Here is a 13,652-nt window from a genome sequence, read left to right as displayed (position 1 = left end):
TAGTCTTCGTTAAGCTGTATTAATTTGCTTGGAGTTTCTGAGGATTCACTCTATGGGCGAGGAATCGCGGTTCTCCATGACTTCCACTCATCTTCTGCTTGAGGGTATAGGTAGAAAGACTGATCTTCGCTTGCCACAGGCTGAAGTTCACTCGTCGGTGGCGTTGAGAAGGTAATTCCGCCTCTTAATAAACTGTCTACCGTTCCGGCTTTGATGTTTGCACCAGAGAGGCCGATAGAAACATCGACACCTGACACGTTCCAGAACACAGTGTTTGCGCGGATCAGATACGCGTAGTTAGGTTCTATTTGAATCGTAGAGATGATGCGGTCAGCAAACTCGCCTAGTTGAACATCGATAACACTACCGATTTCTAGCTCACGGAATAGGATAGGTGTGCCTTCAGACACCGAGCCTCGCGTTTCGCTTTGTAGCTGGAATATCTTGCCTTCAGGCTGCACTGGTCCTTTACTAAGCTTAAATTTCGTATTTCTGTCACCACTGCCCGGATCTACGTTGATGTGCTTAGAGAGAAGCGCAGAGACGTTTTTGATGCCATTAAGGCCGATCTCAGGTTCTGCCAACCAGAAGTGACTGTTCGCCACGGCAATCTTGTCAACGTACTCAGGTAAGATTCGCGCGGTGATTTCAATGCCACCTTTATTAAAGTTAGGAATCACCAAAGTGACCTCACCAACAGTGACACCTTGGTATTTGATAGCCATACCCTTGCTGACTTCTTGATCGCCCGAAGAGGTAATCGTAATTGCGCGGCCAAATTTTCGAGCGGATTTAGAATCTTTGTAAAGCTTCCACACATCACCGAGCTTATTGTCGATACCAGGAAGCGAATCAAAAGCAATACCACCTTGAATTAGCGTTTTAACGGGGGCCGCTTTAATACTAATACCTGATAGCGAAGCATCAATCTCTACACCTGAGCGGTTCCAGAAAACAGTATGTTTATTGAGTAAGTGTGTGTAACGATTTTCGATCGTGACTTTGATTCTTACACCACCATCTGCAAGCTGAAAATCCGAAATGCTGCCAACTTGTAGGTTACGGTAGAGTAATGGGCTGCCTTTAGAAATTGAAGGTAACTCACTAGCAAATAACGAAAGCGTCTTTGAGCCTGACTGATTAAATTTAGCAATTTCTGCTAGCGATTTGCTTTGGAAAAGCTGGTAGTCAGTTCGAGCTTCAGGTTTACCTTCACTCACAAAACTAATCGAGCCAGTAAGAAGCTGTTTTGCTGGTGGAACCGTAACACTTAAACCTGATTCGGTCAGCTCTGCGGTCGCACTACCAGTAACAAAGAAACGGTTGTGGCTTTTGATAAGGTGAGCATATTCGTTATCGATAAGCGCATCCATAAACACTTCGTGCTTGTCAGAGCCAGTGCCAACACCATCGACTAAGCCAACTTGAATGATAGAACCAACAGCAATGCCTTTGTAGAGCAGTTGTGTGCCGACATCTAATCCGAATGAATTGTTTGATGTTAAACGAATCGCGACTGTCTTCTCTTGTTCTTGACTGAATTCGTTTTTACGAATGGCAGTAAATCGACGTGCCTTTTCACCTTCGCCCGGTACCAAGGTTAAAAAGTTACCTGTCACTAAGTTGGCAATGTTTTTCATACCAGTGAGTGATAGTTCAGCTTCTTCTAAAACGAATTTACTACCGTTATTTAAAAAGTCACTGAATGCCGGTTGGATAGCTGCAGATGCAACCACGTTTTCGCGGCCTTCGCTTAAAGATAAATCAGTGATCTGACCGATTTCGATGCCTCGATACATGATCGGAGCGCCTGTTGCGCTGATCTTGTTGTCATCTGGCACGGCGATCTTGATAGAGATACCACGACCGGCGGTTTTCAAATCTGGGTAGAGCTTGAACTTGGTGTTCATCTCGACGGGCTGACCTTCTCCTGGAGAATCAACCGCAATTGAACCACCAAGCAGTGCGCTCAGGCTCTCTAAGCGCACGTCGACGCCTGAAAATCCAATACTGGCACCTAAGCCACTCACATTCCAAAAGCGGCTTTGATCGGTAATGATATGGCTGTATTCATCTTTAATCGATGCTTGAATCGTAACGGATTTAGCGTTGTCGTTTAGCTGGTAGTTGTAAACCTCACCAATAGGGATTCTACGATAAACTATTTGAGAGCCAACAGACACACCGCCCAGATCTTTGGTCGTCAGTGAAATGTTCAATCCTTCAGAAGCGAGTAAATCAGAAGGGGACGATTCTAGGGCTTGGAAAACGGTTTCTGGTTCTTCTTTCGTTTCGCTAGGATGAATAGCAATGTAGTTACCTGAAACAAGCGCGTCTAACCCTGAGATACCGGACAAACTCGCCGTTGGTTTTACGAGCCAGAAACGTGTGCCCTTTGAAAGTAGCTTCTTGGCTTCTGGGTAGATGTCAGCATCGACATAGATGCTCGATAAATCTTTGGACAAGGTGATGTCGCGCACCATACCCACCTCTAAGCCTTGGTAACGAATCGTTGTTCGACCTGCGACCAAACCTGCGGCATCTGAGAAGTATATCTGCACACGTTGCCCTGCATCGTGTATCGATTTCATGACTAACCAACCGGCTAATGCGACGGTTAATATCGGCAGAATCCACAAAGGAGAGATGCCTTTGTTTTTCCTTACTTCTGGTGAATATGACGTTTGTGATTGGTTATCGTTGTTCATTCACTGACTCATCTTTAGAGGTGTAGTTATCCCAAATTAGCCTAGGATCTAAGCTTTCCGCTGCCAGCATCGTAAGAACAACAACGACACCAAAAGCGACTGCACCATAACCTGGTGTAAAGTTTAAAATTTGTCCACGGTCGACCAAGGTCATCATGATAGAAATAACGAACAGATCCATTACCGACCATTTCCCCACCCATTTCACAATGAAATAGATGGTCATGCGCTGCCTGTGGTAAACCGCGCGCTTCATCTTTATACAAATCAATATGTACGTTAAGCCAAGTATTTTCGCGACAGGTACGACGATACTGGCAATAAAAATGATCGCTGCGATACCATACATATCGCTATTAATTAACGAAGCGACACCAGAAATTATTGTGTCTTCTAACCTTTGTCCGTTTGTAATAAGGATAGAAATGGGAATAACGTTGGCTGGTACGATTGCTACTGATGCAGCAAACAGCAAAGCCCATGTCTTCTGTATAGAGTAGGGCTTACGGTGATATAAGTCATGGTGACAACGCACGCAAGTATGACCGTCAGGTTGAGAAAGATGGCAGTTGTGGCAGTGTACTTTCTTACTTTCAGCAAAAGAGTAATCAGACTCTTGAGACCAAGCTTCCCAATAGCGACGCACACTGATACGACTTACTAGTAAGACACTGAAAAGCTGTAGCAGAATAAGGCCGACTAAGCCCGGGCCGACAAAAATATCGGAATAATCTTGTAGTTTGAAACATGAGACCGCCAAACTTACCAGAAACACATCCAACATCATCCAATGCTTTAATGTCTGGATAATGGCTAACGCATACCTAAATGGTGTGAAAATCTTAAAACGCAGTGATGCATGAGTGACGAGTACAGAGGTACAAACGAGTAATGGGGCAATCGAACTGCAGAATAGGATGAGTAAGCCAAGTAGAGGGAAGCCTTCACCCATTAAAGTAAAGACGCCTGATGGCAACGTCGCAGGTATCATGACGCCAATCAGACGAATACTGATAAATTCAAAAAAATGTGAGGGGATAAACAGCAATAAACAGGTAATCGCGATGGCTAGATTCCCAGACAGGCTAGGAGTACCGCCTCGGTAAAGCTGGGTGCCACATCTTGGACAATATGCGGATTTCCCCAGAGGGATGTCCATTTTATCAATGGGGATCTCGCAGCCCTGACACAGACGTACTGAGCTGCTATCGCACTGGTGCCCGGTTCTTAACGGAGACTTAGTTGTTGACGGAGACTTAGTCGACAACTGGTGTTGAGTCGATAAAGAGTTGGTTACGGATGGGGAGGTCACGCGACCTCCCAAGTTGAAACACTAATCAGGCTGTTAAACTGATTGAAAAGTCCGGAATAAAACTGATTTAAATCCTTAGAACAAAAAACATCAGGCGTGCGATTGCACACTGCCATAGAGTGTTTGATATAGTCCTTGTTGTTCAACCAATTCACCATGTGTTCCCGTTTGTGTTACTTGCCCATCTTCTAAAACATAGATTAGATCGGCCTGTTTCACCGCTGATAACCGATGAGCCACTATCAAAGTTGTGCGATCTTTCAAAAACTCGCTCAGCGCTTTATGCAGTGCTGACTCTGTTGCTGTATCAAGTGCCGATGTCGCTTCATCAAGAATAACAAATTTAGGATTACTCAGCACCATGCGGGCTATCGCTAAACGTTGTCGTTGACCGCCAGACAGTCGAACGCCATTCCTACCAATTTGCGTATCCAAGCCATTACTCAGTTGTTTGATTACATCTTGCATCTGAGATACTTCAAGCGCGCGCCACAGCGACATTTCATCGTATTCAGCACCAAGGGTCAGATTATGCCTTAATGTATCGTTAAAGAGTATAGGTTGTTGTAAAACAACGGCAATTTGACTGCGTATCACGTCAAAACTGATGTCGTCTGTTGTTTCACCGTTAAAGCGTATACAACCAGAGTCCGCCTGATAAACCCCAATTAGTAACTGGATCAACGTTGATTTACCACCACCGCTAGCACCTACCAGAGCGACTTTCTTGCCTGCAGGTATGTGTAACGACAGCCTATTTAAAACAGTGTTTTCTAATGTGTAAGAGAATGTAACGTCTTCAATGTCGACTGTCACTTCTTGATGTTCATTGAACGGATTTACTTTACTCACCGGACGATGTTCTTCTTCAAGTAACAGTAGGTCGTTAATACGCTGAAGCGCTGCCTTCGCGCTATACCAAGAGAATTGAATTCCTAGTAATTCTTGAACAGGGCCTAACATGAACCATAAGTAGCCGAATACAGCAAAAATCTGACCAATGGTTAAGTCACTGAATAACACCATTAGCATAGCGACGGCACGGAAAAGCTCGAAACCTAATAAAAACAGTAGAAAGGAAACACGGCCTGCAGCTTCAGATTGCCACGCGTATTTATCGGCATCGATTCTTACTTGGTTTGCTTGAACTTTAAGTTCATCCAGAAAGATACGCTCTTTATTAGCGGCACGAAGTTGATAGATGCCATCTAAGGTTTCGACAAGGCGATTTTGGAAACGCTCAAAAGACTGGTTCTCATATTTTTTGAGGTGTTTAACTCGGCTACCGAGTTTACGAGAAAAGTAAATAACAACAGGATTGACCAGTAGAATGAACAACCCTAAACGCCACTCTAACCATAGTAGGACGATAGCGGTACCGAGCACCGTTAAGAAGCTGATGATAAACTTAGAAAGGGTTGATCCAATGAACTTATCAATGGTCTCAATGTCTGTAATCAGATGAGCATTAATACCGCCGCTGCCTTTGGTCTCGTATTGTCGGATGCTAATGCGGCCAAGTTTATCGATCATCTTGCTACGCATCTGGTAGGTGATCGTCTTGGAAACCAAAGTAAACTGACGACCTTGTAGAATATTCAGCGCTTGGCTGGCCGAGCGCATTAAGATAACCAACAAGAGAGTAAGAGCAATATAACCAGTCGGTGTTTGCAATGATACTGGAAGTAGGTGATTCATCATCTCTAACCCTGAAGCTGGCTTATCAAGCAATACTTCATCGACCATGAGTGGCATAAGCAGAGGGATAGGGACGCTAATCAGGGTTGCAAGAATAGCAACAAAGTTAGCAAACAGTAATTTGGACTTGTGTTTTTTTACTTGAGTTATCAACCAAGAACGGCTAATAGTGTCTTCTGAATTGTTCATTGTAATGAGAATGAGTCCTATTTAGTTTGATGGCCGCATTTTACTGCGTTCTCTTGATAATGGAAGTCTCAATTTAATTGGAAGTTAATATGAAAATAGAACATTACCAACGCTTAACCAAACAAGCCGTTGCATTAATTGAATCAGAAACCGATCTAATTGCAAATCTTGCCAATATTAGTTCATTATTATTCATGGAATTGGATGAACTGAATTGGGCGGGTTTCTATTTAATGAAGCAAGACCTAGCTAAGGAAAAAGACGAACTTGTACTGGGTCCATTCCAAGGTCAACCTGCTTGTGTTCGAATTCCGGTAGGGCGTGGTGTGTGTGGAACTGCGGTTGCGACGAATACAGTTCAGCGCATTCATGATGTGCATGAATTTGAAGGTCACATCGCTTGTGACGCTGCAAGTAACTCAGAAATCGTCATTCCATTCTCTATTGATAGTAAAGTCGTGGGTGTTCTTGATATCGATAGTCCAAATATTGGTCGTTTTTCTCAAATAGATGAAGACGGATTGACATTTTTTATGGCTGAAGTGGAAAAGGTGCTTAATTCGCACGCGAACAAGGCATAAATTATTCTCTTACTGTGGTTTTTCCCAAGCATCTCTCTATAATACGTAAAAATATTTTCTTAATGCTCGCGGAAAACCGCAAAAACCAGGAACCCACATGGAAAACACTGAAAAGTTAAAAAACAGCAAAGAAGTTATCGCATATGTTGCTGAATGTTTCCCTAAATGCTTTACTCTAGAAGGTGAAGCAAAACCACTTAAAATTGGTATTTTTCAAGATCTTGCTGAACGTCTAAATGAAGACGAAAAAGTAAGTAAGACTCAGCTTCGTGCAGCGTTAAGACAGTACACATCATCATGGCGTTACCTGCACGGCGTAAAAGCTGGCGCAGATCGTGTTGACCTAGACGGCAACGCGTGTGGCACATTAGAAGAAGAGCACGTTGAGCACGCTAAAGCTACACTTGCAGAAAGCAAAGCGAAAGTTCAGGCTCGTCGTAAAGAACAAGCACAGAAAGCTCGTGAAGAAGGCAAAGCGAAAGCTAAGGCGAAGAAAGCTCAACAGCCTCGTCGTCAAGCGCCTAAAGCACCGAAAGTAGAAAAGCCTGTAGAAACACGCGCTTTGAACGCTGACGAATTCATCGCTGGCAAAGAAGTAAATGTGAACATGGGTACAGGAAACATGGCTGCGACCATTGTTGAAATCAATAAGGAAGATGTGCGTGTTCAGTTAGCAAACGGCCTACAAATGGTTGTTAAAGCGGAGCACTTGCGCGCTTAAAGGAGATACTCCTACGCATGAAATGCCGTTTAAAATTGACACTGATTGCTGCTAGCTTTTGTCTAGCAGCTTCAGCTCAGGCTCTTGAAGCCAAATTAGATCAGGACGATTTACCTCTACTCGTTCCTGAGGCCCAACACGAAACTGCTAGTAAACGTGTTACTTCTCGATTCACTCGTTCTCACTACAAGCACTTCAATCTCAACGATGATTTCTCTCAAGCTATCTTTAATCGTTATTTAGAGATGCTGGATTATAATCGTAATATCTTCACTCAAGCTGATATTGACTCTTTCTCCTCATCATCTGTTCAAATTGACGATCAGCTGAAAGCGGGTAATAACCAGATTGCTTTCGATGTTTATAATCTTTCTATGCAGAAGCGTTTTGAACGTTTTCAGTATGCGCTGTCTTTGCTAGACACTGAGATTAAGTTTGATACCGATGAAAGTATTGAGCTCAATCGCAATGAAGCGGAATGGCCGAAAGATATCGCCGAAGTGAATGAGCTTTGGAGGAAGCGTGTTAAATACGATGCGTTGAACCTAAAACTTACTGGTAAAGAATGGCCAGAGATTCAAGAAGTTTTGGAAAAGCGTTACAACAATGCGATGAAGCGTATCACGCAATCGCATAATGAAGATGCTTTCCAAATCTACATGAACGCATTTGCACGTGAAGTTGATCCTCACACCAGCTACCTTTCTCCAAGAAATGCAGAGCAATTCCAATCGGAGATGAATCTATCTCTAGAAGGTATTGGTGCTGTACTTCAGATGACTGACGACTACACCGTTATTCGATCTCTCGTTGCTGGTGGCCCTGCGTCAAACAGCAAACAATTGAGCGACGGCGATCGTATTGTTGGTGTTGGTCAAGATGGCGAAGAGATTATTGATGTTATCGGCTGGCGTTTAGACGATGTAGTGCAATTAATCAAAGGACCGAAAGGGACCAAAGTTAAGCTACAGATCTTGCCAGATGGTAAAGATGCAAAAAGTCACGTTGTCACAATTGTGCGCGATAAGATTCGTTTAGAAGACCGCGCTGTTAAATCAGAAGTTATCGAGAAAGATGGCAAGAAGATTGGTGTACTAGAAGTACCAAGCTTCTATGTTGGTCTTTCTAAAGATACAGACAAACTGATCACTGAGCTTAAAGGGCAAGGTGTTGACGGTATTATTGTTGATCTGAGAAACAATGGTGGTGGTGCACTCACTGAAGCAACTGAACTCTCTGGTTTGTTTATCAAAGAGGGACCCGTTGTTCAGGTGCGTGATAGCTACGGTCGTGTCAAAGTGAACAGTGATACTGATGGTGAAATTAGTTACCAAGGCCCACTAACGGTATTGGTCAATCGCTATAGTGCTTCAGCCTCTGAGATCTTTGCGGCAGCGATGCAAGATTACGGTCGTGCAATCATCCTTGGCGAAAACTCTTTCGGTAAAGGAACGGTGCAACAACATCGCTCTTTGAATCATATCTATGATTTATTCGATAAAGAGTTGGGCTACGTTCAATACACAATCCAGAAATTCTACCGAATCAATGGTGGGAGTACGCAAAACAAAGGTGTAGTACCTGATATTGCTTATCCAACACCAATTGATCCTGCTGATACTGGTGAAAGTGTTGAAGATAATGCTCTGCCTTGGGACAGTATTGATAAAGCAAATTACGCAGTGTTACAGCGTAACGATGAAGAAGTTATTGCTTTGACTGCCCAACATCAAGCTCGCATTGCTACTGACATGGAATTTAGCTTTATCGCGCAAGATATTGAAAAATATAAGGCAGATAAAGACGATAACGACCTTTCTTTGAATGAAAAGGTACGTCAGCAAGAAAGTGATGATGCGGATGTGCTTCGTTTAGAGCGTATCAACCAACGTCAAAAAGCCGCTAAATTAGAGGCATTTAAAACGTTAGATGATATTCCTAAAGACTACGAAGCCCCAGACGCCTATCTTGATGAGTCAGTCGCTATCATGGTAGATATGATAAAGAAATAGACCCTAACATACCTTGTTAAAGATGGCATTTGGTAAAAAGCGAGCTTAGGCTCGCTTTTTTTTGTATCTGAGATTTGACAAAAATAAGGTGTTTCTTTGTTAATTTAAGCTTGAAAATATTCTGAATTACTCATTTTTAAGAGCTGTTTTTGCGAGTGATTATGTCACCCAGTTACTTCGTATTTAAAATCTGGTTACTTCGCACTTAAAATTTAGTGACTTGGATCATATTTTTTCGCTTTCTATTCATTACGTGCCTAAGCTTAAAGAAAACGAGGGCGTGCGTATGAAATGGATTCTACTATTTTTATCTTGTTTAAGTTTTGTTGCTTTTGGGAGTGAGGTCGCTCCAAGCGATCAACAATCAAAAAGTGATAGCAATCTATCTCATTTTGACCTTCCTTTGTTACTTGGTGATTGGTATTTGATGAACTCAGCCCCTGAAAAAGGTACTGAAAATTTTAGAGCAATCAAGCTTACCCTCGATTCAAACTACTCATTCTCCATTGATATTCAAAAGAAAGACTATAGTGTCGACCATTGGGAAGGTTTGTATAATGCCAATGAAGACACAATTATTTTGGGTTTGAATACCTCAGAGCCTCAAGTTTACGCCTACAGCAGTAACCATAATATGTTGAACCTCAATGGCGTCATGTTTACTAAAGCCTTACCGAATGCACTGGCTGGTATTTGGTCGAGTGCTGAACTTTCAGGTAGTGATTTACGTGCAAGTAATATCCAAAAAATGGATCTAGTACTCCAACCTGACTTTGTGTTTATGTTCCGAGTGTCTGATGAAGTGGGCAGTGAAGTGGTTCGTCGTGGAGTGTATTACACGGAAGGCGACCAGCTAGTACTCCTGTATGAAAATGGCGAACATGGTACTCGTTACACATTAAACAGTGATGTGTTGACGCTTCAAGGTGAAGAAGGTGATATGTTTGCGGTGCTCAATCGCATTCGTTAAGCACCTTATCTCGCTATAAAGTCGGGTTCGTTGATAATATGGTTCACAGTTCATTTCTTAGCCGTTCCTGTCTGATTTGATTGATAAAATAGCAAAACATGGAGGCATTTTCCTGTAATGCCTCCTTTTTTCAATAATCCTCTTGTGTTCTTGGCGCTCAACCTTTAGATATATACAGTTAAAATATAATTACGTATAACGATCAAAAGGAACCCGTCATGGCACATACACCTCAAGCCAAATATCGTAAAGATTATCAATCACCATCTCATACTATTTCTGAAATCGATCTTACTTTCGATTTGTACGATTCGGCATCTATCATTACCGCTGTTTCTAGTGTTAAGCAGGAGAAAGAAAGCTCGACATTAGTACTTGATGGTGAAGGCTTGAAGTTGGTGTCTGTTTTGGTAGAAGGTACGGAATGGACGCAGTTCGAACAGTCTGAAACTCTACTTACTTTGAATGATCTTCCGAAAGAATTTACGCTAACGATCGTGACTGAAGTTAACCCTGAGGGGAACAGTGCTCTTGAAGGCTTGTACAAGTCGGGTGGTGCGTTCTGTACTCAATGTGAAGCTGAAGGTTTCCGCCGTATTACATATTACATGGATCGCCCAGATGTGTTGGCGAAATTCACGACAACGGTGATCGCAGATAAAGCAGAGAATCCATTCCTACTCAGTAACGGTAACCGAGTAGACGAAGGTGAAGCTGAAAACGGCCGTCACTGGGTGAAGTGGCAAGACCCACATCCAAAACCTGCATACCTGTTTGCTTTAGTTGCGGGTGACTTCGATGTACTTCGTGACGCATACACCACACAATCTGGTCGTAATGTTGACCTAGAAATTTTTGTCGACAAAGGCAACCTCGACCGCGCAAGCCACGCGATGGTTTCTTTGATTAACTCAATGAAGTGGGACGAAGAGCGTTTCAACCTCGAGTACGACTTAGACATCTACATGATCGTGGCCGTTGATTTCTTCAACATGGGCGCGATGGAAAACAAAGGCCTGAACGTATTTAACTCTAAGTTCGTTTTAGCGAATGACCAAACAGCAACCGATACTGACTACCTAGGTATTGAAGCAGTCATTGGTCACGAATATTTCCATAACTGGACAGGTAACCGAGTCACTTGTCGTGATTGGTTCCAGTTGAGCTTGAAAGAAGGTTTAACGGTATTCCGTGATCAAGAGTTCTCTTCTGATCTTGGTTCTCGCGCAGTAAACCGTATCAATAATGTTCGAACTATACGCGGTCCACAATTTGCTGAAGATGCGAGCCCAATGTCTCACCCAATTCGCCCAGAAAAAGTGATAGAAATGAATAACTTCTACACATTGACGGTATACGAAAAGGGCAGTGAAGTGATCCGAATGATCCACACATTGTTGGGTGAAGACGGTTTCCAAAAAGGCATGAAGCTGTACTTTGAACGTCACGATGGCACGGCGGCAACATGTGAAGACTTCGTAACGGCAATGGAAGATGCATCGGGTGTTGATCTTTCTCAGTTCCGTTTATGGTACAGCCAGTCTGGTACGCCGACGCTGTCTGTTGAAAGCCATTACGACGCAGAGAAAAAAGAGTACACGTTAACGACTCGCCAAGTAACAGCGGCAACTCATGAGCAAACCGAAAAACAGGCTCTGCATATTCCTCTAGACATCGAACTATACGCAGCGTCGGGTGACGTGATTGGGTTACAATGTAACGGTCAGCCAGTTCACAATGTATTAGATGTGAAAGAAGCGGAACAAACGTTTGTGTTTGAGAATGTAAACGAGCAACCAGTTCCATCTCTGCTGCGTGAGTTTTCTGCGCCAGTGAAACTTGAATACAACTATTCAGACGAAGAGCTGATCTTCTTGATGGTTAATGCTCGCAATGAGTTTTCTCGCTGGGATGCAGGTCAAATGCTATTGGCTAAGTACATCCGCAGTAACGTTGAAAAAATTCAACAAGGTCAAGCGTTTGAACTTTCAGCTTCTGTTGTTGATGCATTCCGTGGCGTACTGCTTAGTGATTCTTTAGAGCCTGCGTTTATTGCAGAGATGCTTTCTCTACCAAGTCATAATGAAGTGTCAGGTTGGTATGAGCGTGTCGATATCGATGCTGTTGCATCTGTATTGAAAGCGATGAAAGTGATGCTAGCGAAAGAGCTCGAAGATGAACTTTCTGCGGTTTACCACAGCAACGCGTTGACAGAATACACGATCGACCACGATTCAATTGGTAAGCGAACTCTGCGTAAAGTTTGTCTAAGTTACTTAGCTTTTACTGAGCAGGGGAATGACTTGGTTGTTGCTATGTATCAGCAAGCGAACAACATGACAGACACCATGGCAGCAATGGGCGCGGCGAACAGTGCACAACTCCCATGTCGTGAAACTTTAATGGCGGATTACAGTGACAAGTGGAAACACGATGGTCTTGTCATGGACAAATGGTTTGCTCTTCAAGGAACAAACCCGAGTTCAAACGCACTTGAGGTGATTAAGGCGTCTATGTCACACCAAGCGTTCAGTTTGAAGAACCCGAACCGTACTCGTAACTTGGTTGGTTCGTTCTTAAACATGAACCCGGTTCAGTTCCACGACAAGTCAGGACAAGGTTATGCGTTTGCTGGTGAGATCCTACGTGAGCTGAACAGCAGCAACCCGCAAGTGGCTTCTCGTTTGATTGACCCTCTACTTAAGTTCCGTAAGTACGACGATGCCCGTCAAGTTCTGATCAGAAAAGAACTTGAGACGTTAAAGAACATGGACAACCTAGCAAAAGACTTATTTGAGAAAGTGACGAAAGCACTCGAGGCTTAAGTTCGCGATCATTCACGTAACTATTTGCTAATAAGCGGTTTGCTAGAACCTGTTTATTAATAACGAAAAGTCATCAGTGGTAGAGAATCTCTGCCGCTGATTTTTTGTTTCTGGTTCATCGAATTTTCGATAAGCTAGAGCAGTTTCAAGCTCAGTTTCACATTCAGACATCGTTAAGTGCCAAAAAATACCGGCACTGTATGTTTATACAGGTATCGTATGAATCGCTATATTTTCCAACTTAACATCTCATATCAGCAGTTTTTGGCCAGCTATTCTGGTGCGGCAAGTAAAGTCCAAGTGATCACAACAACTGGATTACGTTTACAGTTACCTGCAACTCGGTTCAGACCATTTCTTACACAAATAGGGGTTAGAGGGCAGTTTAGACTGACAACTGACCAAAAAAATAAGTTTATTAAGTTAGAAGCTCTGTAAACCTTGGCGTGCCTAGTGAGTTAAAAGGAATCTTAATCACATAATCAAACATTTCACCTCCTACCACCTCCAAAACAATTAACTATTTCTCAATAATGCTTTTACAATAAATGAATGCATTACCTTTGCTTAACTCGTTAGTAGGAAAGAGCTTAACGGCTCAATTCAAACACCAGCTTAAGTAAGCCCCCTAATAAT

The 13,652-nt window shown here is 42.9% G+C and carries 9 protein-coding genes; 6 read left to right on the top strand and 3 right to left on the bottom strand.

Annotated features, from left to right (window positions below):
• Window positions 1-50: 50 nt before the first annotated feature.
• The 3 genes from BCU75_RS20625 to BCU75_RS20615 all read right to left on the bottom strand — a co-directional run bounded on the left by BCU75_RS20625 (window position 51) and on the right by BCU75_RS20615 (window position 5,907).
• The gene (locus tag BCU75_RS20625; RefSeq protein ID WP_076678175.1) at window positions 51-2,708 is read right to left on the bottom strand and encodes an MlaD family protein; all 2,658 of its coding nucleotides are present in this window, start codon (window positions 2,706-2,708) and stop codon (window positions 51-53) included.
• Complete coding sequence (locus BCU75_RS20620) at window positions 2,695-4,032, bottom strand: paraquat-inducible protein A (RefSeq protein ID WP_102474936.1); 1,338 nt, start codon at window positions 4,030-4,032, stop codon at window positions 2,695-2,697. The genes BCU75_RS20625 and BCU75_RS20620 overlap by 14 nt, the downstream gene beginning before the upstream one ends.
• 78 nt (window positions 4,033-4,110) lie before the next feature.
• Window positions 4,111-5,907, bottom strand: coding sequence for an ABC transporter ATP-binding protein (locus BCU75_RS20615; RefSeq protein ID WP_076678177.1), 1,797 nt, complete (start codon window positions 5,905-5,907; stop codon window positions 4,111-4,113).
• An 89-nt stretch (window positions 5,908-5,996) separates the two neighbouring features.
• On the opposite strand from BCU75_RS20615, the gene BCU75_RS20610 reads away from it, so the two are divergent.
• From BCU75_RS20610 to BCU75_RS20585, 6 genes are all read left to right on the top strand, one after another.
• Window positions 5,997-6,488 carry a GAF domain-containing protein gene (locus BCU75_RS20610; protein WP_076678178.1) on the top strand — a complete coding sequence of 164 codons (492 nt, stop codon included), beginning with the start codon at window positions 5,997-5,999 and terminating at the stop codon, window positions 6,486-6,488.
• 97 nt (window positions 6,489-6,585) lie between these two features.
• Window positions 6,586-7,209 (top strand): RNA chaperone ProQ, encoded by a 624-nt coding sequence (proQ, locus tag BCU75_RS20605; RefSeq protein ID WP_076678179.1) that lies wholly within the window; start codon window positions 6,586-6,588, stop codon window positions 7,207-7,209.
• A 17-nt stretch (window positions 7,210-7,226) separates the two neighbouring features.
• Window positions 7,227-9,221 (top strand): carboxy terminal-processing peptidase, encoded by a 1,995-nt coding sequence (prc, locus tag BCU75_RS20600; RefSeq protein ID WP_102474935.1) that lies wholly within the window; start codon window positions 7,227-7,229, stop codon window positions 9,219-9,221.
• Window positions 9,222-9,507: 286 nt separating this feature from the next.
• Complete coding sequence (locus BCU75_RS20595) at window positions 9,508-10,191, top strand: hypothetical protein (RefSeq protein ID WP_076678181.1); 684 nt, start codon at window positions 9,508-9,510, stop codon at window positions 10,189-10,191.
• 218 nt (window positions 10,192-10,409) lie between these two features.
• A complete protein-coding gene (gene pepN / locus BCU75_RS20590; protein ID WP_102474934.1) occupies window positions 10,410-13,016 on the top strand; it encodes an aminopeptidase N in 2,607 nt (868 codons plus the stop codon).
• Between the two features lie 219 nt (window positions 13,017-13,235).
• Window positions 13,236-13,454: a DUF2835 domain-containing protein gene (locus tag BCU75_RS20585; RefSeq protein ID WP_004733645.1), complete on the top strand. Its 219-nt coding sequence runs from the start codon at window positions 13,236-13,238 to the stop codon at window positions 13,452-13,454.
• The last annotated feature ends 198 nt before the right edge of the window (window positions 13,455-13,652 follow it).

The organism is Vibrio splendidus, from assembly GCF_002873455.1.
GTDB lineage: Bacteria > Pseudomonadota > Gammaproteobacteria > Enterobacterales > Vibrionaceae > Vibrio > Vibrio splendidus_J.
Note: the sequence above shows the minus strand (reverse complement) of the source record. Positions and strands in the feature narration are given on the sequence as shown.

Bases quoted from the DNA above. Each gene is read 5' to 3' on its own strand.
- BCU75_RS20610 (WP_076678178.1), top strand. From the start codon at position 5,997: ATGAAAATAGAACATTACCAACGCTTAACCAAACAAGCCGTTGCATTA.
- pepN (WP_102474934.1), top strand. From the start codon at position 10,410: ATGGCACATACACCTCAAGCCAAATATCGTAAAGATTATCAATCACCA.
- prc (WP_102474935.1), top strand. From the start codon at position 7,227: ATGAAATGCCGTTTAAAATTGACACTGATTGCTGCTAGCTTTTGTCTA.
- BCU75_RS20595 (WP_076678181.1), top strand. From the start codon at position 9,508: ATGAAATGGATTCTACTATTTTTATCTTGTTTAAGTTTTGTTGCTTTT.
- BCU75_RS20615 (WP_076678177.1), bottom strand. From the start codon at position 5,907: ATGAACAATTCAGAAGACACTATTAGCCGTTCTTGGTTGATAACTCAA.
- proQ (WP_076678179.1), top strand. From the start codon at position 6,586: ATGGAAAACACTGAAAAGTTAAAAAACAGCAAAGAAGTTATCGCATAT.
- BCU75_RS20585 (WP_004733645.1), top strand. From the start codon at position 13,236: ATGAATCGCTATATTTTCCAACTTAACATCTCATATCAGCAGTTTTTG.
- BCU75_RS20625 (WP_076678175.1), bottom strand. From the start codon at position 2,708: ATGAACAACGATAACCAATCACAAACGTCATATTCACCAGAAGTAAGG.